General features: G+C 72.6%; 21 protein-coding genes. 16 read left to right on the top strand and 5 right to left on the bottom strand.

Annotated elements, in window-relative coordinates; all coding sequences use genetic code 11:
• Positions 1–53: 53 nt before the first annotated feature.
• From AH6_RS10185 to clpX, 3 genes are all read left to right on the top strand, one after another.
• Positions 54–686 (top strand): ClpP family protease, encoded by a 633-nt coding sequence (locus AH6_RS10185; RefSeq protein WP_067477381.1) that lies wholly within the window; start codon positions 54–56, stop codon positions 684–686.
• A gap of 30 nt (positions 687–716) precedes the next feature.
• Positions 717–1,388 (top strand): ATP-dependent Clp protease proteolytic subunit, encoded by a 672-nt coding sequence (locus AH6_RS10180; RefSeq protein WP_067477378.1) that lies wholly within the window; start codon positions 717–719, stop codon positions 1,386–1,388.
• A gap of 187 nt (positions 1,389–1,575) precedes the next feature.
• On the top strand, positions 1,576–2,850 hold the full coding sequence (gene clpX / locus AH6_RS10175) for an ATP-dependent Clp protease ATP-binding subunit ClpX (protein WP_067477376.1): 1,275 nt from the start codon (positions 1,576–1,578) through the stop codon (positions 2,848–2,850).
• A 117-nt stretch (positions 2,851–2,967) separates the two neighbouring features.
• Here clpX and AH6_RS10170 read toward each other — a convergent pair whose 3' ends face one another.
• From AH6_RS10170 to AH6_RS45125, 3 genes are all read right to left on the bottom strand, one after another.
• The gene (locus AH6_RS10170) at positions 2,968–3,642 is read right to left on the bottom strand and encodes a response regulator (RefSeq protein ID WP_067477374.1); all 675 of its coding nucleotides are present in this window, start codon (positions 3,640–3,642) and stop codon (positions 2,968–2,970) included.
• Complete coding sequence (locus AH6_RS10165; protein ID WP_083982553.1) at positions 3,639–4,421, bottom strand: sensor histidine kinase; 783 nt, start codon at positions 4,419–4,421, stop codon at positions 3,639–3,641. The genes AH6_RS10170 and AH6_RS10165 overlap by 4 nt, the downstream gene beginning before the upstream one ends.
• Before the next feature lie 105 nt (positions 4,422–4,526).
• Complete coding sequence (locus AH6_RS45125; protein WP_067477371.1) at positions 4,527–5,333, bottom strand: hypothetical protein; 807 nt, start codon at positions 5,331–5,333, stop codon at positions 4,527–4,529.
• A 115-nt stretch (positions 5,334–5,448) separates the two neighbouring features.
• On the opposite strand from AH6_RS45125, the gene AH6_RS10155 reads away from it, so the two are divergent.
• The 3 genes from AH6_RS10155 (at position 5,449) to AH6_RS10145 (ending at position 9,983) form a co-directional block, all read left to right on the top strand.
• Positions 5,449–8,058: a valine--tRNA ligase gene (locus tag AH6_RS10155; protein WP_067477368.1), complete on the top strand. Its 2,610-nt coding sequence runs from the start codon at positions 5,449–5,451 to the stop codon at positions 8,056–8,058.
• 149 nt (positions 8,059–8,207) lie between these two features.
• Positions 8,208–8,864 carry a ComEA family DNA-binding protein gene (locus tag AH6_RS10150; RefSeq protein ID WP_067477365.1) on the top strand — a complete coding sequence of 219 codons (657 nt, stop codon included), beginning with the start codon at positions 8,208–8,210 and terminating at the stop codon, positions 8,862–8,864.
• Between the two features lie 99 nt (positions 8,865–8,963).
• Entirely contained in the window at positions 8,964–9,983 is a 1,020-nt protein-coding gene (locus AH6_RS10145; protein WP_067477362.1) for a hypothetical protein, read from the top strand.
• On the opposite strand, the gene AH6_RS10140 is transcribed toward AH6_RS10145, so the two are convergent.
• Positions 9,980–11,176 (bottom strand): folylpolyglutamate synthase family protein, encoded by a 1,197-nt coding sequence (locus AH6_RS10140; protein ID WP_067477359.1) that lies wholly within the window; start codon positions 11,174–11,176, stop codon positions 9,980–9,982. The genes AH6_RS10145 and AH6_RS10140 overlap by 4 nt on opposite strands.
• Before the next feature lie 206 nt (positions 11,177–11,382).
• Between AH6_RS10140 and AH6_RS10135 the strand changes: the two genes are divergently transcribed.
• Positions 11,383–12,753 carry a bifunctional folylpolyglutamate synthase/dihydrofolate synthase gene (locus AH6_RS10135; RefSeq protein WP_067477557.1) on the top strand — a complete coding sequence of 457 codons (1,371 nt, stop codon included), beginning with the start codon at positions 11,383–11,385 and terminating at the stop codon, positions 12,751–12,753.
• 32 nt (positions 12,754–12,785) lie between these two features.
• On the top strand, positions 12,786–13,112 hold the full coding sequence (locus AH6_RS10130) for a DUF4233 domain-containing protein (protein ID WP_067477356.1): 327 nt from the start codon (positions 12,786–12,788) through the stop codon (positions 13,110–13,112).
• Between the two features lie 330 nt (positions 13,113–13,442).
• Here AH6_RS10130 and AH6_RS43605 read toward each other — a convergent pair whose 3' ends face one another.
• Entirely contained in the window at positions 13,443–13,649 is a 207-nt protein-coding gene (locus AH6_RS43605; RefSeq protein ID WP_157431389.1) for a hypothetical protein, read from the bottom strand.
• 133 nt (positions 13,650–13,782) lie between these two features.
• Between AH6_RS43605 and AH6_RS10120 the strand changes: the two genes are divergently transcribed.
• The 8 genes from AH6_RS10120 (at position 13,783) to AH6_RS10085 (ending at position 24,141) form a co-directional block, all read left to right on the top strand.
• Positions 13,783–15,333, top strand: coding sequence for a hypothetical protein (locus AH6_RS10120; protein WP_067477350.1), 1,551 nt, complete (start codon positions 13,783–13,785; stop codon positions 15,331–15,333).
• A gap of 139 nt (positions 15,334–15,472) precedes the next feature.
• Positions 15,473–15,883, top strand: coding sequence for a nucleoside-diphosphate kinase (gene ndk / locus AH6_RS10115; protein WP_067477347.1), 411 nt, complete (start codon positions 15,473–15,475; stop codon positions 15,881–15,883).
• Between the two features lie 199 nt (positions 15,884–16,082).
• Positions 16,083–17,117, top strand: a complete 1,035-nt coding sequence (locus AH6_RS10110) for a rod shape-determining protein (RefSeq protein WP_067477344.1) — start codon at positions 16,083–16,085, stop codon at positions 17,115–17,117.
• A 34-nt stretch (positions 17,118–17,151) separates the two neighbouring features.
• Entirely contained in the window at positions 17,152–18,174 is a 1,023-nt protein-coding gene (gene mreC / locus AH6_RS10105; RefSeq protein ID WP_067477341.1) for a rod shape-determining protein MreC, read from the top strand.
• 1 nt (position 18,175) lies between these two features.
• Complete coding sequence (gene mreD / locus AH6_RS10100) at positions 18,176–18,775, top strand: rod shape-determining protein MreD (RefSeq protein ID WP_067477338.1); 600 nt, start codon at positions 18,176–18,178, stop codon at positions 18,773–18,775.
• On the top strand, positions 18,772–20,850 hold the full coding sequence (mrdA, locus tag AH6_RS10095; RefSeq protein ID WP_067477335.1) for a penicillin-binding protein 2: 2,079 nt from the start codon (positions 18,772–18,774) through the stop codon (positions 20,848–20,850). The genes mreD and mrdA overlap by 4 nt, the downstream gene beginning before the upstream one ends.
• A gap of 82 nt (positions 20,851–20,932) precedes the next feature.
• The gene (gene rodA / locus AH6_RS10090; RefSeq protein WP_067477332.1) at positions 20,933–22,111 is read left to right on the top strand and encodes a rod shape-determining protein RodA; all 1,179 of its coding nucleotides are present in this window, start codon (positions 20,933–20,935) and stop codon (positions 22,109–22,111) included.
• Between the two features lie 107 nt (positions 22,112–22,218).
• Positions 22,219–24,141, top strand: coding sequence for a TIGR03960 family B12-binding radical SAM protein (locus tag AH6_RS10085; protein WP_067477329.1), 1,923 nt, complete (start codon positions 22,219–22,221; stop codon positions 24,139–24,141).
• Positions 24,142–24,429: the final 288 nt, after the last annotated feature.

Here is a 24,429-nt window from a genome sequence, read left to right as displayed (position 1 = left end):
TTAATGTCCAATCATCCGTACCGATAAAAGGACCGGAGGAACACCCGGTGAGCATGCCTCCGACTTTCGATGAGTCGTCGCGGGTCCAGGCGCGGGTCGCTGAGGCGCCCCTGCTGCCCCTGGGCGACCAGCTGTTCCAGCGGCTGCTGCGCGAGCGCATCGTCTTCCTCGGCCAGCAGGTCGACGACGACATCTCCAACCGCATCTGCGCCGAGCTGCTGCTGCTGTCGGCCGAGGACGGCCGGCGCGACATCACGCTCTACATCAACTCGCCCGGCGGCTCGGTGACCGCCGGTATGGCGATCTACGACATCATGCAGTACGTGCCGAACGACATCGTCACCGTGGGCATGGGCCTGGCGGCGTCGATGGGGCAGTTCCTGCTGTGCGCGGGCACGCCGGGCAAGCGCTACGCCCTGCCGCACGCGCGCATCATGATGCACCAGCCGTCGGGCGGCATCGGCGGCACCGCCTCCGACATCAAGATCCAGGCCGAGCAGATGTTGTACGTCAAGCAGACGCTCGCCCAGAAGATCGCCGAGCACACCGGCCAGTCGGTGGACCAGATCGAGAAGGACTCCGACCGCGACCGCTGGTTCACCGCCGACGAGGCCAAGGACTACGGCCTGGTCGACCACGTGGTGCTGAGCGCCAACCAGGTGCCCTCCGAGGGCCCCGTCTCCTGACGACCCGAACCACTAAGCGGAGGCACTGAAGTGAGCGATCTGATCCGTCCCCGGATCCAGGCGGGGGGCACCGCGACGCCGGTGGACAACCGCTACATCATTCCGTCGTTCGTGGAGCGCACCACGTACGGGGTCAAGGAGATGAACCCGTACAACAAGCTCTTCGAGGAGCGGATCATCTTCCTCGGCGTGCAGATCGACGACGCGTCGGCCAACGACGTGATGGCCCAGCTGATCACGCTGGAGTCGATCGACCCCGACCGCGACATCAGCATCTACATCAACTCGCCCGGCGGCTCGTTCACCGCCATGACGGCGATCTACGACACGATGCAGTTCGTCAAGCCCGACGTGCAGACGGTGTGCATCGGCCAGGCGGCCTCGGCCGCCGCGGTGCTGCTGGCGGCCGGCACGCCCGGCAAGCGGGCGGCGCTGCCCAACTCGCGGATACTGATCCACCAGCCCGCGACCGAGGGCACCTACGGCCAGTCCAGCGACATCGAGATCCAGGCCCGCGAGATCATGCGCATCCGCGAGCTGCTGGAGGACATCCTGGCCAAGCACAGCGGCAAGTCCCTGGAGGAGGTCCGCAAGGACATCGAGCGGGACAAGATCCTCACCGCCGCCGAGGCCAAGGACTACGGTCTCATCGACGACGTCTTCGTCAGCAGGAAGCGCAAAGCCGAGGTAGTGTCGTCCTGATACGACGGCGCTGACGGCGTTTCCAGGGACCTGGAGGCCCCCGCCCGGACGGCACACTTCCGGGCGGGGGGCTTACCAAGTGCCGATGAGGCGGTAACGTCGAGTCCAACGTCGAGAGCCTTCGGGACGCAACCGAGCCGCACCGCATCCTCTCAGGCGCGCGGCCCCACGAAAAGGAGACAGTTGGGTGGCACGCATCGGCGACGGTGGTGACCTGCTCAAGTGCTCGTTCTGCGGAAAGAGCCAGAAGCAGGTCAAAAAGCTCATCGCGGGTCCGGGCGTGTACATCTGCGACGAGTGCATCGATCTCTGCAACGAGATCATCGAGGAGGAGCTCTCGGAGACCTCCGACCTCAAGTGGGACAGCCTGCCCAAGCCGCGGGAGATCTACGAGTTCCTGGACTCCTACGTCATCGGGCAGGAGGCGGCCAAGAAGGCCCTGTCGGTCGCCGTCTACAACCACTACAAGCGCATCCAGGCCGGGGACAGCGGGCGGGACGACCTTGTCGAGCTCGGCAAGTCGAACATCCTGCTGCTGGGGCCCACCGGCTCGGGTAAGACGCTGCTCGCGCAGACGCTCGCCAAACTCCTCAACGTCCCGTTCGCGATCGCGGACGCCACGGCGCTGACGGAGGCCGGATACGTGGGCGAGGATGTGGAGAACATCCTGCTCAAACTGATCCAGGCGGCCGACTACGACGTCAAGAAGGCCGAGACCGGGATCATCTACATCGACGAGGTCGACAAGGTCGCCCGCAAGAGCGAGAACCCGTCGATCACCCGGGACGTCTCGGGCGAGGGCGTGCAGCAGGCGCTGCTGAAGATCCTGGAGGGCACCACCGCGAGCGTGCCGCCGCAGGGCGGCCGCAAGCACCCGCACCAGGAGTTCATCCAGATCGACACCACCAACGTGCTGTTCATCTGCGGTGGCGCCTTCGCGGGCCTGGAGAAGATCGTGGAGTCCCGGGTCGGCAAGCAGGGCATGGGCTTCGGCGCGGTGATCCGCTCCAAGGCCGACGTCGACGAGTCGTCGGCGATGCTGGCCGACGTGATGCCCGAGGACCTGCTGAAGTTCGGGATGATCCCCGAGTTCATCGGCCGTCTCCCGATCATCACCAGCGTGCACAACCTGGACCGCGAGGCTCTGATCAACATCCTCACCGAGCCCAAGAACGCGCTGGCCAAGCAGTACCACCGGCTGTTCGAGCTGGACGGGGTGGACCTGGAGTTCACCGACGACGCGCTGGAGGCGATCGCCGACCAGGCCATCCTGCGCGGCACCGGCGCGCGCGGCCTGCGCGCGATCATGGAAGAGGTCCTGCTGTCGGTGATGTACGAGGTCCCGTCCCGGCAGGACGTGGCCCGCGTGGTGATCACCCGGGAGGCCGTCCTGGAGCACGTCAACCCGACCCTGGTGCCGCGCGAGCGCACCAAGCGGGAGCCGCGCGAGAAGAGCGCGTAACGACGCCGGAAGCCCCCGGCGGGACCCACGAGGTCCCGCCGGGGGCTTCGTCGTTTCTGCGACGTGATGCGGGCCTCCCCGGAAGGTGAGACCTCCCTTGCCCGCTCCGGACGGCGGTCAGGCCCCGGCGTTCTTGGCGGTCTCGCCGAGCCCGGCCTCGCGGGCCAGCACGATCGCCTGGGCGCGGTCGGCCACGTGCAGCTTCATGAAGATGTTGGAGACGTGGTTGCGCACGGTCTTCTGGCTGAGGAACAGCGTGGCGGCGATCTCGGCGTTGCTGCGGCCCTGCGCGATCAGCTCCAGGACCTCCCGCTCCCGCTCGGTGAGCTGCGGGAAGGCGGCCTGGCGCGGGTCGGGCATGTCGGTGAAGTAGGTCAGCACCCGGCGGGCGATCTCCGGCCCGTAGATGGCCTCGCCCGCCGCCACGGCCCGCACCGCCCGCGCGATCTCCTCGGCGCCCGACTCCTTGAGCAGGTAGCCGCGGGCCCCGGCGCGCATGGCGGCGAACACCGAGTCGTCGTCGCGGAACATGGTCAGCACCAGCACGCCGATGCGCGGGCTGGTGCGGGTGATGGTGCGGGTGGCCTCGATGCCGTTGCCGCCGGGCATGTGCAGGTCCATGACCACCACGTCCGGCTGGAGTTCGGCCGCCAGCTTCACCGCCTCCGGCCCGCTGCACGCCTCCCCGGCGACCTCGATGCCGCCGATGGCCTGGAGCAGTCCCTTCAGGCCCTGCCGGAACACCGGGTGGTCGTCGGTGATGAGCACCCGGATCGCCTCTGTCGCAGTCACGCTCGCCCGCCTTGTCCGTTGGGGCCCTGAGGATAGCCGGGCACCGCCAGCGGCAGCCGGGCGCTGACCACGGTGCCGCCGCCGGGCCGGGAGGAGATCGCGCAGCTGCCGCCGATCTCGGCGGCCCACTCGCGCATCGCCGCCAGCCCGCCGCGCGCGGCCCAGCCCGCCCGCACCGGCTCGGGCAGGCCCGTGCCCGAGTCGGCGACCATCAGGTGCAGGTCGTCGTCGCGGCTGAGCAGCACCAGCGCGGTGCCGGCGCGGGCGTGCCGGCGGATGTTGGACACCGCCTCGGTCACGATCCGGTAGGCGGCGACCTCGACGGCGGCCGGCAGGTCGCCGGGGTCGCCGTCGAAGCGCACGTCCACCCGGTCCGAGCAGCCGTCGGCCAGCGACTCGATCGCCCCGACCAGGCCGAGGTCGTCCAGCGCGGGCGGGCGCAGCCCGTGGGCCAGCTCGCGGATCTCGCCGACGGTCACCGCGAGCCGGTCGCGCAGCTCGGTCAGCACCGGCCCGATGCGCTCGGGCTCGCCGGCCAGGGTGAGGCGGGCGGCGTCCAGCGAGTGCGCGAGCCCCGCCAGCGTCGGGCCGAGCCCGTCGTGCAGGTCGTTGCGCAGCCGCCGCCGCTCCTCCTCGTGGCCCGCCAGGATGCGCTCCCGCGAGCGTTGCAGGTCGGTGGTCATGCGCAGCAGGTGCGGGATCCCGGCCAGGTGGGCGACCGCCGCGCCGGCGGCGAACGCCCCCGCCAGCCCGGCGGCGCGCGCCAGTGCCGCTCGCATCGCTCTGCCTCCCCGCGGTCGTGTCTCGCCCGTCCGTGGCCAAGACTGGCCGCCGGGGCGACCCGGTGTCAGGTGACCGGTGTCCCGATCCCGGCGGGAACCGGGCTACTTCTTCTGCTCCACCTCGCCGCGGAAGGTGCGCATCAGCTCGGCGGCCGTGCCGGTCGAGGTGCCCGGGGTGGTCGGCACCACCACGCCGAACGAGCTCCGGGTCGCCCACGCGCACTGCGAGATCGTCACGCCCGAGCCCGACACCTGCCCGCAGGCCGCCTTGCCGCCGTGCGGGCCGGGCTCGGTCTCGGTGACCACCGACCCGGCCTTCTGCCCGGCCTCGCGGAAGCCGCGCACGAACGCGTCGGGGTCGCCCATCTCGCCGGTGCCGCCGACGAACATCACACCCTGCGGCACGGTGAGGCTCGTGCCGCCGGAGGCGTCCTTGTAGAACGCGCTGACGAACGAGTCGATCTTGCCGCCGCTCTGCGACTCCAGCTGGCTGCGCAGGCTGGACATCTGGGTGCTCAGCCGGGACTCGGTGGAGGTGTCGCGCTGGCGGCCGGCCACCGTCGCCGGGGTGGTGATGGTGTACTCGTCGCCGCCGCCCGCGCGGGCGAGCACGACCACGACGATCCCGGCCACCACGATCAGCGCCAGCGCGCCGATGACCAGGCCGATGACCAGCCCGGCGCGGGACTTGGGCGGCCCGGGGGGCGGGCCGCCGTAGGGGGACTGCCCGTAGGGCGCGCCCGGTCCGGGAGGACCGGGAGGCGGGCCGTAGGGGCCGCCGGGCGGCGGGCCGTAGGGACCCTGCCCCTGCGGGACGCCGCCGTACGGGCCCTGCGGGCCGGGGGTCTGGGGGCCCTGGCCGTACGGTCCGGGTCCCTGCGGGGGGCCGCCCGGGGGGTTCCAGCTCATCTCTGCTCCTTGTCCGCGGGGGCGGTCCTCGCGGGGGCGAGGACCGCGGGGGTCTGCTCCGATCATCGCCGAGACCGCACGTGGCGGGTGCCGCGGCCCCGTAGAATCCGGTCCCGTGACAACGCCCAGCAATGAGCGCGGCCCGGGGGCCGCCGAAGTCGACCTGCCCACCCAGTATCAACCGGCTGACGTCGAGGGCAGGCTGTACGAGCGCTGGGTATCGGCCGGGTACTTCAGCGCCGACCCCGGGCGCGACCCGGGCCGTCCCGCGTACTCGATCGTCATCCCGCCGCCGAACGTGACCGGTTCCCTGCACATGGGGCACGCCCTGGACCACTCGATCCAGGACACGCTGATCCGCCGCCGGCGCATGCAGGGCTACGAGACCGCCTGGGTCCCCGGCATGGACCACGCCGGCATCGCCACCCAGAACGTCGTCGAGCGCGAGCTGGCCAAGGAGGGCCTGTCGCGCCACGACCTGGGCCGCGAGGCGTTCGTGGAGCGGGTCTGGAAGTGGAAGGGCGAGTCCGGCGGCCGGATCCTCGGCCAGATGAAGCGCCTGGGCGACAGCGTGGACTGGTCGCGCGAGGCGTTCACCATGGACGACGCCCGCGCCCGCGCCGTCCGCACGATCTTCAAGCGGCTGTTCGACGACGGCCTGATCCACCGCGCCGAGCGCATCATCAACTGGTGCCCGCGCTGCTTGACCGCCCTGTCGGACATCGAGGTCGAGCACGCCGAGCGCGACGGCGAGCTGGTCTCGATCCGCTACAGCGACGAGGTCGTGGTGGCCACGACCCGCGCCGAGACGATGCTCGGCGACACCGCCGTGGCCGTGCACCCCGACGACGAGCGCTACCGGCACCTGGTCGGCACCGAGATCGAGCTGCCGCTGACCGGCCGCCGCATCCCGGTCGTGGCCGACGAGCACGTCGATCCCGGGTTCGGCACCGGCGCGGTCAAGGTCACCCCGGCGCACGACCCCAACGACTTCGAGATCGGCCGCCGCCACGACCTGCCGTCGATCTCGGTCATGGACGAGCGCGGCGTGATCACCGCCGCCGGGCCGTTCCAGGGCCTGGACCGCTTCGAGGCCCGGCCCGCCGTCGTCGCCGCGCTGCGCGAGGAGGGCCGGATCGTCAAGGAGGTCCGCCCCTACGAGCACTCGGTCGGGCACTGCCAGCGCTGCTCCACGGTCGTCGAGCCGCGGGTGTCGCTCCAGTGGTTCGTCAAGGTGGGGCCGCTGGCCAAGGCCGCCGGCGACGCCGTCCGGGACGGCCGCGTCGAGATCCACCCGCCGGAGATGGCCCCGCGCTACTTCGAGTGGGTCGACAACATGCACGACTGGTGCATCAGCCGCCAGTTGTGGTGGGGCCACCGCATCCCCGTCTGGTACGGGCCGGACGGCGAGACGGCCTGCCCCGGCCCCGACGAGGAGCCGCCCGCCGGGTGGACGCAGGACCCCGACGTCCTCGACACGTGGTTCTCCTCGGCGCTGTGGCCGTTCTCCACCCTCGGCTGGCCCGACGACACGCCTGATCTCAAGCGCTTCTACCCGACCTCGGCGCTGGTCACCGGCTACGACATCCTGTTCTTCTGGGTCGCCCGGATGATGATGTTCGGCCTGTACGCCATGGACGGCGTCGAGCCGTTCAAGCAGATCGTGCTGCACGGCATGGTCCGCGACCAGAACGGCAAGAAGATGTCCAAGTCGTTCGGCAACGTCGTCGACCCGCTGGACTGGATCGAGCGCTACGGCGCCGACGCCACCCGCTTCACCCTGCTGCGCGGCGCCAACCCCGGCGGCGACGTCCCGGTCGCCGAGGAGTGGGCGCAGGGCTCGCGCAACTTCTGCAACAAGCTGTTCAACGCCACCCGGTTCGCGCTGCTGAACGGCGCGCACACCCGCGGCGACCTGCCCGGCGAGATCACCGCCGTGGACGCCTGGATCCTGTCCCGGCTCCAGCGGGTGACCGGCGAGGTGGACGCGCTGCTGGAGGGCTTCGAGTTCGCCAAGGCGTGCGAGACCCTCTACCACTTCGCGTGGGACGAGGTCTGCGACTGGTACGTCGAGCTGGCGAAGGTGCAGCTCGGCGACGAGCGGGCCGAGGCCACCCGGCGGATCCTGGGCGAGGTGCTGGACAAGCTGCTGCGGCTGCTGCACCCGGTGATCCCGTTCGTCACCGAGGAGTTGTGGACCACGCTGACCGGCGCGGAGACGGTCGTCACCGCTCCCTGGCCCGCCGCCGACGAGGACCTGCGCGACAAGGAGTCCGAGGAGCTGGTGGAGTCGCTGCAGCGGCTGGTCACCGAGGTCCGCCGGTTCCGCTCCGACCAGGGCCTCAAGCCCGGCCAGAAGGTCGCCGCCGCGCTGGAGTGGAACGGCTCGCCGCTGGCCCCCCACGAGGAGGGCGTGCGCGCCCTGCTGCGCCTGACCGCGCCGGAGGACGGCTTCGCCGCCACCGCGTCGCTGCCGGTCGAGGGCGCGGTGGTGCGCCTGGACACCGCCGGGGCCATCGACGTGGCCGCCGAGCGCAGGCGGCTGGACAAGGACCTGGCCGCCGCGCGCAAGGAGGTCGAGCAGATGGGCAAGAAGCTCGGCAACGAGGCGTTCATGGCCAAGGCCCCCGAGGCCGTCGTGGCCAAGAACCGTGCCCGCCTGGCGCAGGCCGAGGCCGACATCGTGCGGCTGGAGGCCCAGCTCGCGGCCCTGCCGAGCGCCTGACCGCCCCCGTCGCGCTGCGGGCCCCGGCACCCCGGGCCCGCGGCGCGACGCGATGATCGCGCGGATGAACCGCCCGCCGCTTCCGGACGACCACGGGAAACCGGACGTAAACTGAGGCCGGGCGGGTCCGCGGAGATCGAGGGGTGCGCATGACCGAGCAGCCGTATCAGCCGCCACGACCGCCGCTGGCCGCGGCCCGGTCGCAGCCGCCGGTGGTGCACGTGAACGTCCACCAGCCGCAGCAGCCGGTCGTGGTGACGCGGGGCAACGACGCGGGCGTGCACCTGATCCACCTGATGCTGACGCTGGTGACCTTCGGGTTGTGGCTGCCGATCTGGATCATCCACGCGATCGTCATGGCCGGCCGCCGCCCGGCGGTGGTCGCGCCCGTCGCGCCGCCGGTCACCGTCCTGCCGCAACCGTGGACCGGGCCGCCGCGCCCGCCGCTGACCCCCGAGCAGACCAACCGGTACGCCGTCGAGCAGGTCAACGCCCGCGCGCAGCGCCGCCGCGAGGCCCGCCAGCTCGCGCTGCACAACCCGCTGATGGCCCGCGAGCTGCGCATCGGCCGCTCCGACATCCCGGCCGAGCAGCGCGCCTACGACGACGGCGGCCTGATCGACGTCAACCTGGTCCCGGCCAAGGAGCTGACCCGCTTCGGCCTCGACTACGCCGCCGCCGAGCGCGTCGTGGAGCTGCGCGAGCACACCGACGGCTTCACCTCCGCCGAGGACCTGGCGACCGTCGCCGACCTGCCGCCCCGGCTGCTGCCCGAGCTGATCGAGTACGGACTGTACCTGCGCTGACCTGCGCGAACGCCGGAACCTGCCGCGACCGCGCGGCTGATCGGTCTACCATGGCCGTGATCAGCGCGCCGCCAGATGAGCAGACACGCCGGGAGAACAATGGCCGATTCGCCCTCGGGGGACCCCGGCCCGGACGAACCCGCCGCCCCGCCGCCCGCGCCCGTTCCGCCGCCGCCCCTGCCACCCGCGCCGTGGGGCGCGTCCCCGCCCTGGTGGGCCGCCGACTCCGACGAGGACGCGCCCGCCGCCGAGGCGGAGCCCGTGCCCGTGACCGCGCCGACCCCGGTGACCGCGCCTTCGCCCGTCGAGGCGAGCGGCCCGCAGCCCGTCGCGGGGGCGCGCCCCCTGCCAGGGCCGCCAGCCACCGTCATGGACTTCGAGCCCCCGAGCGGCTCCTCGCCCGCCATCGCCGTGCAGGCCCTGCCCAGCTGGGAGGGGACCGGGCCCCTCCAGGCCGTCCCGGTGAACGCCCCCGGCGGTGTGGCCGCCGACGCCCAGCGCCGGGCCGTCCCGAAGATCGGGCTGGCGATCGGCGCGGTCTTCGCCCTGGTCATGCTGGTGGGCGTGGTGGTGCTGGCCACCGGCGGCGGGGAGCCCAAGCCGCGGATCACCGCCGTGGCCACCACCGCCGGGTTGCACAAGGACGCCGGCACGCCCGCCGCCAGCGCCGCCTACCCGTTCGTGTCGGCGGGCGTGCGCGCCGGGGGAGTGGCGGGCCTCCGGGAGACCGCGGCCGTCTACGGCGACGCCCCGGCCGGCACGCGCAACGTGCTGTTCATGGGCGGGACGGGGACGGTCGGCGACCCGGCGGCATTCTTGGCGCGGACCCGGCCCAGCACGTTCATCACCGCGGGCAAGGCCACCGACGCGGGCAAGGCCGGCGGCAAGACCTCCTGCGGCACCTTCGCCGTCCTCGCCGACGTGCACGCCTACTGCGCCTGGGCCACCGAGGACTCCTACGGGGTGGTGGCCTCGAACACGCCGCTGCTCCCCGCGCCGCCCGCCGCCCTCCAGCAGGGTCCGCAGCCGATCCAGCAGCCGGTCTCGCTGACCGACCTCACCCGGCAGTTGGCCGATCTCACCCGGCAGATGCGGGCAGACCTGGAGAAACGCTCCTAGAACAGGCGCGTGGTGTCGGCGTCCACCAGCGCCAGGACCCGGCCGACGAAGTAGACGGTGCCCAGCGCCACCACCCGGCCCGTCAGGTCGCCGAGAGCGAGGTCGGCGGCGTCCACGACCGTCCAGTGGGGCGGCAGCGGCCGGGTGAAGCGCAGGTGCTCGTAGGGGAGCCGCACGTAGGTGACCGGGAGGTCGCCCAGGGCGGCGATCGCGCCGTCCAGGTCCTTGTGGTCGGGGAGGCACACCAGCGCCCGGTCGATCCGGCCCCAGCGGGCGCGGGCGGCGGCCAGCGCGGCGGCGACGCCGGTGCCGTCGATCGCCGAGTCGGCCAGCAGGTCCAGGCCCGGCAGGTGGTGCCATGACGTCCGGCCCGGCAGGGTGACCGAGCCCAGCACCTCCCGCAGCCGCTCCGGCGCGGGCGCGACGCCCGGCAGGCGGAGCGCGGCACGGCCGCCGACCTCGGCGCTCACGCGGCCCAGGCCGTCCGGCAGCAGGTAGGCGGGGAGGGTGAAGGCGTCGGCGTACTCGACCGCCGTGCCGCCGCCGGTGCGATCGGCGACTGTGCGGTCCAGGGCGGCGCGGATCTCCGGCGGCTGGGGCGCGGAGACCACGGCGCGGGTCGTCGGGGCCGTCACCGCGGCCTTCTCGGCGGCGATGTCGGCCGGGGTGTCGCCCAGGACGCCCAGGTGCTCGCCGAACACCGGGGTGATCGCGACCACGGCGGGCGGGAACAGCGACACCTCGTCCGACCGGCCGCCCATCCCGGCCTCCAGCACCAGCACGTCCGCCCCCACGTCACGGGCGTGCAGCACCCCGGCCAGCAGGAACAGCCCCGACGGCGACAGGTAGCCCGCGCCGGGCGAGGGCAGCGTCCCGATCGCCGCGCCGAGCCGTCCGGCCAGGGACTCCAGCGAGGCGACCGACCGGCCGTCCACCCGGATGCGGTCCCGGTTGTCGCGCAGTCCGGGGCTCGTCACCGTGCAGACCCGCAGCCCGGCCGCCACCAGGACCGCCGACGCGTAGGTGGCGGCCGTGCCCTTGCCCTTGGACCCGACCACCGTCAGGACCGGGACGCGCGGGGACGCCACGCCCAGCGCCCGCGCGGCCTCCCGCGCCCGGTCCAGATCGCGCCGCGCCCCCGGGGCCCGCGCCCGCCACTCGCGGAAGAACACCTCGTCAGCCTCGTCCTCCATCCGTCACATGGTGTCACCGGCGGGTATGGCGGGGGCTCGGGGAGGGCCCGAGTAGGCTTCCCACAGAGGACTCCGGCGGCGCCTGCGGCCCGCCGGGGGGAGCGGCCGGGCGGACACGCCGGCCGAGGCATCGAGGCGGGGAAGCACACGACATCGTGAGTCAGGTGAACGAGCCGGCGGACTACCGCGGCGCGGTGGGCGCGATCATGAGCCGCGGCGTGGAGTGGGAGATCGACCCCACCCTCGACCGCGTCCGCGACCTGGTGGACCTGCTGGGCGAGCCCCAGCGCGCCTACCCGGTGATCCACGTCGCCGGGACCAACGGCAAGACCAGCACCGCCCGGCTGATCGAGGCGCTGCTGCGCGAGCGGGGCCTGCGCACCGGCCTGTACACCAGCCCCGAGATGACCACCCTGCGCGAGCGCATCGCGATCGACGGCGAGCCGATCAGCGAGGAGCGCTTCGCCGAGACCTACGCCGACGTCCAGCCGTACGTCGAGCTGATCGACGCCAAGCACGGCGTCCGGCTGTCGTTCTTCGAGGTGCTGACCGCGATGGCGTTCGCCGCCTTCGCCGACGCGCCGGTGGACGTCGCCGTCGTCGAGGTCGGCATGGGCGGCTCCTGGGACGCCACCAACGTCGCCGACGGCACGGTCGCCGTCGTCACCCCGATCGGCCTGGACCACACCGCCTACCTGGGCGAGACCGTCGAGGAGATCGCGGGGGAGAAGGCCGGGATCATCAAGCCCGGTTCGGTCGCGGTGCTGGCCCAGCAGCCGGTCGCCGCCGCCGAGGTGCTGCTGCGCCGGGCCGCCGAGGTCGGCGCGGCCGTGGTGCGCGAGGGCATCGAGTACGGCGTGACCGGCCGCGACGTCGCGGTGGGCGGCCAGATGCTCGACGTCCGGGGCCTGCGCGGCGCCTACGAGGAGATCTTCCTGCCGCTGTTCGGCGAGCACCACGCGGGCAACGCCGCGACCGCGCTGGCGGCCGTGGAGGCGTTCGCCGGGGGCGCGCAGACCGCCGGGACCGCCGGGCTGGAGGCCGCCACCCGCATCGCGCCGGGCGAGGACTTCACCGGCGGCGGCGAGGGCCAGCTCGACCCGGCGCTGGTGCGCAGCGGGTTCGCCAAGTCGGCCTCGCCGGGCCGCCTGGAGGTGGTCCGCACCGGGCCCACGGTGATCCTGGACGCCGCGCACAACCCGGCCGGGATGGCCGCGACCGTGGCGACCATCACCGAGTCGTTCTCGTTCACCCGGCTGGTCGGGGTGTTCGCCGCCGCCGCCGACAAGGACGTCGCCGGGGTGCTGGACCAGCTGGAGCCGGTGCTGGCCGAGCTGGTGGTCACCCGCAACTCCTCGGTGCGCTCGTTGCCGCCCGAGGAGCTGTACGAGCAGGCCGAGCAGATCTTCGGCCCGGACCGGGTGCACCTGTCGGAGCGGCTGGACGACGCCATCGACCGGGCGATCGGCCTGGCCGAGGAGACCGGCGAGTACCAGGGCGCGGGCGTGCTGATCACCGGCTCGGTGGTCACCGTCGGCGACGCCCGGACCCTGCTGCGCGTGGCGGACGACCGATGAGCGCCACCGCGACCCACGAAGGAGCCCCCCGCATGAACCCCGCCCGCCGCCTGCTGTCCACCGTGCTGACCTGCGAGGCGATCGTGGTCGCGCTGGTGATCCCGGTGGCGGTCGCGGTGCAGGGGGTGGACGGCGCGACGGCCGGGATCGTCTGCGGCGGCCTGGCGGTGTTGTGCCTGCTGACGGCGGGGGTGTTGCGCTTCCCGTGGGGGGTGGCGGCGGGCACGGTGGTGCAGGTGCTGGTGCTGGCGACCGGGTTCATGGTCTCGACCATGTTCATTCTCGGCGTCGTTTTCGGCGCGTTGTGGGCGACGGCCATTTGGCTCGGACGCCAGGCGGAGAAAGCGCGGGCGCAGTAAATTTGCGGGGACGGCACCGCAATTCATCCGCCGATATTCGCGATTCCCACTAATCGCGCAAATCCGACATCAAGCCCTTTCCGGGAAATGTGTCGGTGGATGACGTCCTCCGAAGGAGAAGGCCGTGTCCCCCGACACCCCCGAACGCCCCGCCAACGGTCACCCCGTTGACTCTCCACCCCCGGAACTCCTGACCCAGGAGTTCCCGCGCCAGGAGTTCCCGCCCCAGGAACCGTCGCAGGCTGAGGAACCACGGCCAGAGCCGTTCACTCCACCGGCCGCACGCCCACCGGCCGACGACGCGCCCGGCACGTCCAGAACGTCGACGCCTCACGCGCCCGACATGCTGGACGCGTCCGGCGTGCCGACGCCGGGCACGTCCAACGGGTCCAGCGTGGCTGGGACGCCGACGCCCCACACGTCTGGTGTGTCCAAGACGCCAGGGCCCAGCGCGTCCGACGCCTTCGGAGAGCAGCCGCCCCATGCGCTCGACACGCTGGACGTGTCCGCCGCCTCCGGGACACCGACGCTGGGCATGCCCGACATGTTCGACGGGACCGGCGTGCCGACGCCGCGCAGGTCCGACACGCCAGGCGCGTCCGGGACTTCGACGCCGCGTACGTCTGACGTGTCCGGTGGGTCTGAGACTCCAGCGCCGCACACGCCTGATGTGCCCGACCTGTCTGCTGACGGGCGGTTCGGTGCGGCCTTCGGGAGCGCAGCGGGTCCGCGCCGGGTCACCACCGTCGCCGCGCTGCTCGTGGCCGTCACCGCACTGCCCGCCGCCGTGCTCACCCTGCCCGACACCACCCTCAACGTCGTGGAGCAGGCGGGCGACGCCCTCCGCCTCCAGGCAGGCGGCCTGCGCGATCTGCTGCGCGCCACCGGGCTCACCCTGCCCGCGCTGCTGCTGGCCGTCCCGCCCGCCGCCGTCGCCGCGCGCAGGCTGCCGGTCCGCGCGGTCCTGCTCGTCGGCCTGCTCGTCCTGCTGGCCGGGGTGCTGACCGCGCCCCTGGCCGGGTCGGTCGCCGCCATCGCCGCCGTCCGCGCGGGGCAGGGCCTGGGCGCGGGCATCGTGCTGCCCGCCGTCCTGGTCCTGGTCTGGGAACGCCGCGACAACGCCCTCACCGCACTGTGGGCCGGGACGCTCGCGGCGACGCTGCTGGCGGCGATGCCGCTGGCGTTGCGCGCCGTCCCCATGCCGACCGGCGAGACCGCCGCGCCCATCGAGTGGCACACCGCGCTCGCCCCCTACCGCTGGCCCGCCATGGCCGCGTTCGCCGCCGCCCTGCTCGGCCTGCTGCTGCGCGCGTTGACGCGCGGGCAAGGCGACCGCCCCCTGCCCGCCTTCCGGCACGCCGAACGCGGCCAGCTCGTCCTCCCGCTGGTCCCCGCCGCCGGGTTCGCGTTCCTGGCGATGATGACCACCTACGACTGGTCGCCCGGCGCGCAGCTCGTCGTCGCCGGGGCCGCGCTGCTGGCGCTGCTCGGCCTCGCCCTGGTCGGCGGGCGCGACGTCACTGCGGGCAGTCCTCTGGCGTGCGCGCTGGTCATGGTGTCGGCGGGCCTGTTCACCTACCCGCTGGTCGCGCCGCTGTCCGGCCTCGCCGCCGCCCACGCCCAGGCCGCGGGCGACCCGGCGGGCCTGCCGGTGGCGCCGTTCGCGGCGGGCGCGGTCGCCGCGCTGCTGGGCGCGCTGGCCACCGTCCGGATGTCGCGCGCGGGCGCGCGCACCGCCGTGCTCGCCGGGCACGGCCTGATCGTGGTGGCGGTGCTGCTGGCGCTGGCCGCCGACGTCACCGGCACCCCCTGGATGTTGCTGGCCCCGCTGGTGCCGCTCGGCGCGGGCGTCGGCATGGCCCTGGCCGCCTCGCTGCGCGACGCCGGGGTCGGCGCGGCGCTGTTCGGGCTGACGTTGTGCTTCCCGGCGGTGCTGACCGGCCAGCTCCTGGTGCTCTCCCTCCAGGTCGGACGGCTCCAGAGCGTCGACCCCGCCAACGACGCGCAGCGCCTGTACGGCCTGACCGCCGGCTACCGCCTCTGGCTGATCGGCGCGGGAGTGCTGGCGCTGCTCCTCGCCGCGCTTGTCGCGAAGACGACCGCGCGTCGCGCCGCCGCGGCCGTCTCCGCGACGGACGCCGCGACCGGCTCCGAGGCCACCCGCGAGGCCGGCCGCACGCCCGCCTCCGACGCCGGGGAACGTGCCGTCACCGCGTCCTGATCGACGCTGTGCGGCGGCCGGGCGGGCGCGGGACCGGTAGGATTCGCCCCCAGAGGTGTGCAGGCCGCGCAGCGGCCACGCCCCCCGCCATCGGCGGGCGCGCGTCCACCCCATTCCACCTGGTTGAGGAGAAACACCCGTGTCCGAGCGCACTCTTGTCCTGGTCAAGCCCGACGGCGTCCGCCGCGGTGTCGTCGGCGAGGTCGTCTCCCGGATCGAGCGCAAGGGCCTGAAGCTCGTGGCGCTGGAGCTGAAGCACCTGCCGCGCGAGACCGCCGAGGCGCACTACGAGGAGCACGCCAGCAAGCCGTTCTTCGGCGAGCTGGTCGAGTTCATCACCGGCGGCCCGCTGGTCGCCCTGGTCGTCGAGGGCCCGCGCGCCATCGAGGCGTTCCGCGCCCTGGCCGGCGCCACCGACCCGGTGAGCGCCACCCCCGGCACCATCCGCGGCGACTTCGCGCTGGAGATCGGCGAGAACATCGTGCACGGCTCGGACTCCACCTACTCGGCCGAGCGCGAGATCAAGCTGTTCTTCCCCGACCTGGGCTGAACCGCGCCCCCGGCGGGGGACGCCGACACACGCGGGCCGGAGATCTCCGGCCCGCGTGTGTTTTTCCGAAAACTCACCTGGTGAGGGGCCGTTTCTTGATTCGCGCGCGGCGGAGGGGCGGCTGTTCCGGCACCCCCGGGCACGTTACGATGGGAACGCCGCTCCGCACGCCCGACAACATGAAGGGCTCCCTTTCTTCATGGGTAACAAGCTCTCGTTTCTTGGCCGTGACATGGCGGTCGACCTAGGCACCGCGAACACGCTGGTGTACGTGCGCGGGCGCGGCATCGTGCTGAACGAACCCTCCGTGGTCGCGATCAACACCAACACCGGCAAGATCGTCGCGGTGGGCATCGAGGCCAAGCGCATGATCGGCCGCACGCCCGGCAACATCGTGGCGGTGCGCCCCCTCAAGGACGGCGTCATCGCCGACTTCGACGTCACCGAGCGCATGTTGCGCTACTTCATCCAGAAGGTGCACAAGCGCCGGCACTTCGCCAAGCCGCGCATCGTGGTGGCGGTGCCCAGCGGCATCACCGGCGTCGAGCAGCGCGCGGTGAAGGAGGCCGGCTACCAGGCCGGCGCCCGCCGCGTCTACATCATCGAGGAGCCCATGGCCGCCGCGATCGGCGCCGGGCTGCCGGTCTACGAGCCCACCGGCAACATGGTGGTCGACATCGGCGGCGGCACCACCGAGGTCGCCATCATCTCGCTGGGCGGCATCGTCACCAGCCAGTCGGTGCGCGTCGGCGGCGACGAGCTCGACCAGGCGGTCATCTCCTTCTCCAAGAAGGAGTACTCGCTGATGCTGGGCGAGCGCACCGCCGAGGAGATCAAGATGGCGATCGGCTCGGCCTACCCCGGCGGCGAGGACGAGCCGCACGCCGAGATCCGCGGCCGCGACCTGGTCAGCGGCCTGCCCAAGACCGTGGTCATCTCCTCCGAGGAGGTGCGGCGCGCGATCGAGGAGCCGGTGAACTCGATCGTGGACGCGGTCAAGACCACCCTGGACAAGTGCCCCCCCGAGCTGTCCGGCGACATCATGGACCGGGGGATCGCGCTGACCGGCGGCGGCGCGCTGCTGAAACACCTGGACGAGCGGCTGCGCGAGGAGACCGGGATGCCCATCCACCTGGTGGACAACCCGCTCGACTCGGTGGTGCTGGGCACCGGCAAGTGCGTGGAGGACTTCGACTCCCTGCGCCAGGTGCTCGTCCCGGAATCGCGGCACTGATCACCCACAGACGGAGGAATCGGGAGGTCGGTGGGTGAAGGACACCCGGCGTAGCCGTGTGGTGCTCGGGGTGCTGCTCGCGGTGGCGCTCATCATGATCACGATCGACTATCGCGGCGGGGCCGACTCCCCGCTGCGCGGCCTGCGCGGCGTGGGCGAGGCGGTGTTCGGCCCGGTCGAGCGCGCGTCGGCGGCGGTGGTGCGGCCCATCGGCAACACCGTGGACGCCATCACCGACGCGCCCGACCAGCGCCGCCGCGCCGACCGCCTCGAACGCGCCAACCAGAAGTTGCGCGAGGAACTGCGCTCCAGCCGTCTCGACAGCGGCCGCGCCCAGCAGCTGGAGCGGCTGCTCGGCACCGCCGGAATCGGCGGCTACAAGATCAGGGCCGCGCACGTGATCTCCGCCGGGCAGGGCCTGGAGGACACCGTCACGCTGGACGTCGGCAGCCGCTCCGGGGTGCGCCCCGACATGACGGTGATGGGCGCCGAGGGCCTGGTCGGCCGGGTCGTGCGGGTCGGCCCCGCGACCGCGACCGTGCTGCTGGCCACCGACGTCACCTCCTCGGTCGGCGCGCGGCTGGAGGACTCCAAGGAGATCGGCATCGTGCAGGGCCGGGGCCGCCGGGGCCTGGGCGACGGCGGGGCGACCCCGCTGCGCTTCCAGCTCCTGGACGCCAACGCGCCCCTGCGGGCGGGCCAGCGCCTGGTCACCCTCGGCTCCCAGGGCGAGCGCCCCTACGTGCCGGGCGTGCCGATCGGGGTGGTCGAGCGCATCGACCGGCCCGCCGGGGGCCTGACCCGCACCGCCTACATCCGGCCGTTCGTGCGGTTCACCAGCCTCGACGTGGTCGCGGTGGTGGTCGCGCCGCCCAAGACCGACCCGCGCGACGCGGTGCTGCCGCCCGCGCCGCCGTCCCCGAGTCCGGGCTTGACGGCCGCGCCGTCGGGGAAACCTTCAGAGAAGCCGTCGGAGAAACCGTCGGGGGAGAAGCGGGACGACGCGTCCGGCGCGCCCGGCGACCAGTCCACCCGGAAACCGTCCTCAAGGGATTGATGTGCTGAACGCGCCCGAGCCGTCGGCGACCGGCCGCAACGTGATGACCGTGCTGGTGCTGGTCGTGGCGCTGATCCTGCAGGTGTCGGTGGCCAACCGGCTGCCGCTGCCGGGCGGGGTCACCCCCGACCTGGTGCTGCTGACGGTGGTCGCGCTGGCGCTGGTGAACGGATCGTTGACCGGCATGGTCGCCGGTTTCTGCGCCGGGCTGGCCGCCGACATCATCCCGCCCGCCGACCACACGCTGGGCCGCTACGCGCTGGTGTACTGCCTGATCGGCTACGTGTGCGGCATCGCCTCCACCGAGATGGACCGCCAGTCGCTGGTGCCCTTCCTGGCGGTGGCCGCGGGCGCGCTCGCCGGGACCGTGCTGTACGCCGTCACCGGCATGATGCTGGGCGATCCGCGCGCGTCCTGGACGATCGTGTCGCGGATGGTGCCGCTCCAGGTGCTCTACGACGTCATAGCCAGCCCGTTTGTGGTGTGGGCGGTGCTGCGCGCCACCCGCCGCTACGAGCGGGGCGAACGCACCCGCAAGGACCGCTTCTCGGTGCCCGCCGCCCGGTACCGCGCCATGTCGGGGAGGGGACCGGGCCTGTGAACTCGCGCACCCACTTCCGGCTGATGGTGCTGTACGTGCTGGTCGGCGCCATGCTGCTGGTGCTGATGGGGCGGTTGTGGTCGATGCAGGTGCTGGAGGGCGCGCACTACCGGCAGGTCGCCGCCGACAACCGCACCCGCGACATCGTCGTCCCCGCCGTCCGCGGCCTGATCCTGGACGCCAACGGCAAGCCGCTGGTGCGCAACCGCACCGCCCTGGTGGTGTCGGTCGACCGCACCGCGCTGTCGCGGCAGAAGGACCGGGGCGCGACCGTGCTGACCCGGCTGGCGGGCGCGCTCGGCACCACCCGCGACGCGCTGGAGAAGAAGATCCGGCTGTGCGGGCCCGGCATCAAGCGGCCCTGCTGGCCCGGCTCGCCCTACCAGCCGATCCCGGTGGACGACCGCGTCGACCCCAAGCGCGCCCTCCAGATCATGGAGCGGCAGGAGGAGTTCCCCGGCGTCACCGCGCAGGTCCAGGCGGTGCGCGAGTACCCCGAGCCGGACGGCGCGTCGGCCGCGCAGGCGCTGGGCTACCTCCAGCCGATCACCCAGGGCGAGCTGGACAAGCGCAAGGGCCTGAAGGTCACCGGCTACAGCGGCGTCGACCTGATCGGCCGCGACGGGCTGGAGGCGACCTACGACGCCGACCTGCGCGGCGAGCCGGGCTTCCGCAAGGTGCTGGTCGACAGCCAGGGCCGGGTCACCGGCACCGCGACCGAGCAGGCGCCCGTCCCCGGCGGCTCCCTGGTCACCTCGCTGGACGCCGGGGTGCAGGGCGCGGCCGAGAACGCGCTGGAGAAGGCGGTCAGGGAGGCGCGCAAGCGCGGCGACAAGGCCGACGCGGGCGCGGCGGTCGTGATGGACGTGCAGACCGGCCGCCTGCTGGCGCTGGCGAGCTACCCCACCTACGACCCCGGCATCTGGACCGGCGGCATCTCCCAGGACGAGTACGACGCGCTGCTGGGCAAGAAGAAGGGCGAGCCACTGATCTCGCGGGCCACCCAGGGGCAGTTCGCCCCGGCCTCCACCTTCAAGATCTCCTCGGTGGCGGCGGCGGTGCGCGACGGCTACGACCTCAACGGCACCTACTCCTGCCCCGGCTCGTTCAACGTGGGCAGCCGCGCGTTCCGCAACTTCGAGGGCCAGGCGCACGGCAGCATGAACCTGCACCGCGCGCTGGTGGTGTCCTGCGACACGATCTTCTACAAGTTCGCCTACGAGCAGTGGTTGCGCGACGGCGGCACCACGCCGAAGAAGAACCCCAAGGACCCGATGGTCCAGATGGCGCGCGACTGGGGGTTCGGCGCGCGCACCGGCGTCGACCTGCCCAGCGAGACCGAGGGCCGCATCCCGGACCGCAAGTGGAAGCGCGACTACTGGAACGCCACCCGCAAGTCCGACTGCAAGGCGGCCCAGGAGGGCTTCCCCGACGTCGCCAAGAGCGACCCGTCGCGTGCGGCCTACCTGAAGTCCATCGCCAAGGAGAACTGCACCGAGGGCTTCAACTGGCGGGCCGGTGACGCGGCGAACCTGTCGATCGGGCAGGGCGACATGCTGGTCACGCCGTTGCAGCTCACCCGCGCGTACGCGACGCTCGCCAACGGCGGGCGGCTGGTGGTGCCGCGCCTGGCGCAGGCCGTGGTGCGGCCCGACGGCAGCGTGGCGCGCCGGATCGACAGCCCGCCCGCGCCGCGGCTGCCGGTGGAGGACAAGGTGCTGCGCTACATCCGCAGCGGCCTCGCCGGGGTGACCAAGCAGGGCACGGCGGCGGCGGTGTTCAACGGGTTCGACTTCAAGAAGGTCGACGTGGCGGGCAAGACCGGCACCGCCGAGGTCTACGGCAAGGGCGACACCTCGTGGTTCGCGTCGTTCGCGCCGGTCAAGAAGCCGCGCTTCGCGGTGGTCGCGATGGTGTCGCAGGGCGGCACGGGCGCCACGACGGCCGCCCCGATCGTCCGCGAGATCTACGAGGCGATGTACGGGATGAACGGGCACAAGGCCGCGCTCAAGGACGGCAAGCCGGCCGAGGGGCTGCCCCGGCTGCGGTACGACGGCACGGGGGCCAATCCCTGATGGGCATCCCTGATGGGCGCGAGCGGTGGTCACGGGATGGGGGTCCCTACGTGAGCGGTAGCGGGGTCGCGGGGGGCCGGTCGTGATCGGCAACATCGGGGCCGTCGAGGGCTACGGCGACCGGACGCTCTGGCGGCGGCGCGCCGCGGGCCTGCGCCGCCTGGACTGGACGCTGGTCCTGGCGGTGGCGGCGCTCGCGGTCATCGGCGCGGTGCTGGTGCGCTCGGCGACCTTCCAGCTGCTGACCGAGCAGGGCAAGGACCCCAACGGCTTCCTCAAGCGGCACATCCTCAACCTCGTCATCGGCGTGGTGCTCGGCGTCGTGGTGGCGGTGCTGGACTACCGGCTGCTGCGCGCCTACGCGCCGATCCTGTACGGCGTGTCCTGCGCCGGCCTGGTCGCGGTGCTGACCCCGCTCGGCGAGACGATCAACGGCTCGCACTCGTGGATCGTGATCGGCGGCGGCTTCCAGGTGCAGCCGTCGGAGTTCGCCAAGGTCGGCCTGGTGGTGCTGCTGGCGATGATCCTGGGCGAGCCGCGCGACGGCGAGGTCGGACCGGGCCGCCGCGACGTGCTGCTGGCGCTGGTGCTGGCCGGGGTGCCCGCCGCGCTGATCATGCTCCAGCCCGACCTCGGCACCACCCTGGTGTTCACCGCCGTGGTGCTGGGCATGCTGGCGGTGTCCGGCGCGCGCAAGCGCTGGCTGTTCGGGCTGGTGGGCGGCGGCGTGGCGGCGGCGTTCGCGGCGATCGCGCTGGGCCTGCTCAAGCCGTACCAGCTCGCCCGCTTCACCGCCTTCCTGGACCCCTCGGCCGACCCGCGCGGCGCCGGGTACAACGCCCAGCAGGCCCGCATCGCGATCGGCTCGGGCGGGGTGAGCGGCAAGGGCCTGTTCCAGGGCGAGCAGACCGGCGGCCACTTCGTGCCCGAGCAGCAGACCGACTTCATCTTCACCGTGGCGGGGGAGGAGCTGGGCTTCGTGGGCGGCGCGGTGATCGTGCTGCTGCTGGGCCTGGTGCTCTGGCGCGGCCTGCGGATCGCGACGCAGGCGGCCGACCTGTTCGGGACGCTGGTGGCGTCCGGGGTGGTGTGCTGGCTGGCGTTCCAGACGTTCGAGAACGTGGGGATGACGCTGGGGATCATGCCGATCACGGGGCTGCCGCTGCCGTTCGTGTCCTACGGGGGGTCGGCGACGTTCGCGAACTTCATCGCGCTGGGGTTGTTGCAGGCGGTGCATCTGCGGCGGCGGCCGTTCGACTAGGACGTCTCGCCGGAAGCCGTTGCTCTCGGTACGTCGGCCGTGGGAGTGGGGCGGCGGCGGTACGCTCAAAGGTCTATCCCGCGTCCAACATCCTGGAGGACACCGTCATGTCCATCGAGTCGCTCTTCCCGCGCCTGGAGCCGCTGCTCCCGCGCGTGCAGAAGCCGATTCAGTACGTCGGCGGCGAACTGAACTCCCAGGTCAAGGACTGGGACGACACGACCGTGCGGTGGGCGCTGATGTACCCCGACGCCTACGAGGTCGGGCTGCCCAACCAGGGCGTGCAGATCCTTTACGAGATCCTGAACGAGCGCGACGATGTGCTGGCCGAGCGCACCTACAGCGTGTGGCCCGACATGGAGCAGGTCATGCGGGAGCACGGCATCCCGCAGTTCACCGTGGACGCGCACCGTCCCGTGGCGGCCTTCGACGTGTTCGGCGTCAGCTTCTCCACCGAGCTCGGCTACACCAACCTGCTGACGGCGCTGGACCTGGCGGGCATCCCGCTGCACGCCGCCGACCGCACCGACGAGCACCCCATCGTGCTGGCGGGCGGGCACGCCGCGTTCAACCCCGAGCCGATCGCCGACTTCCTGGACGCCGCGGTGCTGGGCGACGGCGAGGAGATCGCCCTGGCGATCACCGAGGTCGTCCGGGAGTGGAAGGGCGAGGGCGAGCCGGGCGGCCGCGACGAGCTGCTGATGCGGCTGGCGGCGTCGGGCGGCGTGTACGTGCCGAAGTTCTACGACGTGACCTACCTGCCCGACGGGCGGATCCAGCGGGTCGCGCCGAACCGGCCGGGCGTGCCGTGGCGCGTCGAGAAGCACACCGTCATGGACCTGGACAACTGGCCCTACCCCAAGAAGCCGCTGGTGCCGCTGGCCGAGACCGTGCACGAGCGCTTCAGCGTGGAGATCTTCCGCGGCTGCACCCGGGGCTGCCGCTTCTGCCAGGCCGGGATGATCACCCGCCCGGTGCGCGAGCGCTCGATCGAGACCATCGGCACGATGGTGGACCAGGGCCTGAAGCAGTCGGGCTTCCAGGAGGTCGGCCTGCTGTCGTTGTCCAGCGCCGACCACAGCGAGATCGGCGAGGTCGCCAAGGGCCTGGCCGACCAGTACGAGGGCACCAACACCTCGCTGTCGCTGCCCTCCACCCGCGTGGACGCCTTCAACATCACCCTGGCCAACGAGTTCTCCCGGGGCGGGCGGCGCTCCGGCCTGACGTTCGCGCCCGAGGGCGGCTCCGAGCGCATGCGCAAGGTGATCAACAAGATGGTGTCGGAGGACGACCTCATCCGCACCGTCACCACCGCCTACGAGAACGGCTGGCGGCAGGTCAAGCTGTACTTCATGTGCGGGCTGCCCACCGAGACCGACGAGGACGTCATGGAGATCGCGGGCATGGCCCGCCGCGTGATCCAGGCGGGCCGCGAGGCGACCGGCCGCAGGGACATCCGCTGCACGGTCTCGATCGGCGGCTTCGTGCCCAAGCCGCACACGCCGTTCCAGTGGGCCGCCCAGTGCGACCACGAGACGGTCGACCGCCGCCTCAAGGCCCTGAAGGACGCGCTGCGCCAGGACAAGGAGTACGGCCGCGCCATCGGCCTGCGCTACCACGACGGCCAGCCGTCGGTGATCGAGGGCCTGCTGTCGCGCGGCGACCGCCGCGTGGGCGAAGTGATCCGCGCGGTGTGGGAGGACGGCGGCCGCTTCGACGGCTGGACCGAGCACTTCTCGTACGAGCGCTGGACCGCCTGCGCGCAGAAGGCCCTGGCCGACACGCCGGTGGACCTGGACTGGTACACCGTGCGGGAGCGCGAGGAGGTCGAGGTACTGCCCTGGGACCACTTGGACGCGGGGCTGGACCGGGAGTGGTTGTGGCAGGACTGGCAGGACGCGGTGGACGAGACCGAGGTCGAGGACTGCCGGTGGACTCCGTGCTATGACTGCGGGGTTTGCCCGACGATGGGGACTGAGATCCAGATTGGGCCTACGGGGAAGAAGATGCTTCCTTTGTCTGTGGTCTGATGTCTGTGGTCTGATCGTTTGGCGGCGGCTCCCACGTTGTGCGGGTTCGCTCTCCTACCGCCTGCCCTTGGCCCGCCCGGCTCGCTGCGCGAGCCGGGCGGGCCAAGGGCAGGCGTGGTTTTGGGCCCGGCCTGGGATAGGCGGTACGTCTGGGTTGGGGTGGGCGTGGGTCTAGCTTTGTGCGGGCTGGGGCTGTTGGTCTGGTGTGGGGCGCGGGGTTGGGGTTGTTGGTCTGGTGTAGACCCCCACTGATTGAGTCGGTGCAGATCTGCGGTGAAAGCGGCTGTG

Source organism: Actinomadura hibisca NBRC 15177, assembly GCF_001552635.1.
In the GTDB taxonomy this organism is placed as follows: Bacteria; Actinomycetota; Actinomycetes; order Streptosporangiales; family Streptosporangiaceae; genus Spirillospora; species Spirillospora hibisca.
This window is presented reverse-complemented; position numbering and strand designations above follow the sequence as displayed.

Bases quoted from the DNA above. Each gene is read 5' to 3' on its own strand.
- AH6_RS45125 (WP_067477371.1), bottom strand. From the start codon at position 5,333: ATGAGCTGGAACCCCCCGGGCGGCCCCCCGCAGGGACCCGGACCGTAC.
- AH6_RS10085 (WP_067477329.1), top strand. From the start codon at position 22,219: ATGTCCATCGAGTCGCTCTTCCCGCGCCTGGAGCCGCTGCTCCCGCGC.
- AH6_RS10140 (WP_067477359.1), bottom strand. From the start codon at position 11,176: ATGGAGGACGAGGCTGACGAGGTGTTCTTCCGCGAGTGGCGGGCGCGG.
- AH6_RS10150 (WP_067477365.1), top strand. From the start codon at position 8,208: ATGACCGAGCAGCCGTATCAGCCGCCACGACCGCCGCTGGCCGCGGCC.
- AH6_RS43605 (WP_157431389.1), bottom strand. From the start codon at position 13,649: ATGCCCAGCGTCGGTGTCCCGGAGGCGGCGGACACGTCCAGCGTGTCG.
- AH6_RS10110 (WP_067477344.1), top strand. From the start codon at position 16,083: ATGGGTAACAAGCTCTCGTTTCTTGGCCGTGACATGGCGGTCGACCTA.
- AH6_RS10185 (WP_067477381.1), top strand. From the start codon at position 54: ATGCCTCCGACTTTCGATGAGTCGTCGCGGGTCCAGGCGCGGGTCGCT.
- AH6_RS10130 (WP_067477356.1), top strand. From the start codon at position 12,786: ATGAACCCCGCCCGCCGCCTGCTGTCCACCGTGCTGACCTGCGAGGCG.
- AH6_RS10165 (WP_083982553.1), bottom strand. From the start codon at position 4,421: ATGCGAGCGGCACTGGCGCGCGCCGCCGGGCTGGCGGGGGCGTTCGCC.
- AH6_RS10145 (WP_067477362.1), top strand. From the start codon at position 8,964: ATGGCCGATTCGCCCTCGGGGGACCCCGGCCCGGACGAACCCGCCGCC.
- AH6_RS10135 (WP_067477557.1), top strand. From the start codon at position 11,383: ATGAGCCGCGGCGTGGAGTGGGAGATCGACCCCACCCTCGACCGCGTC.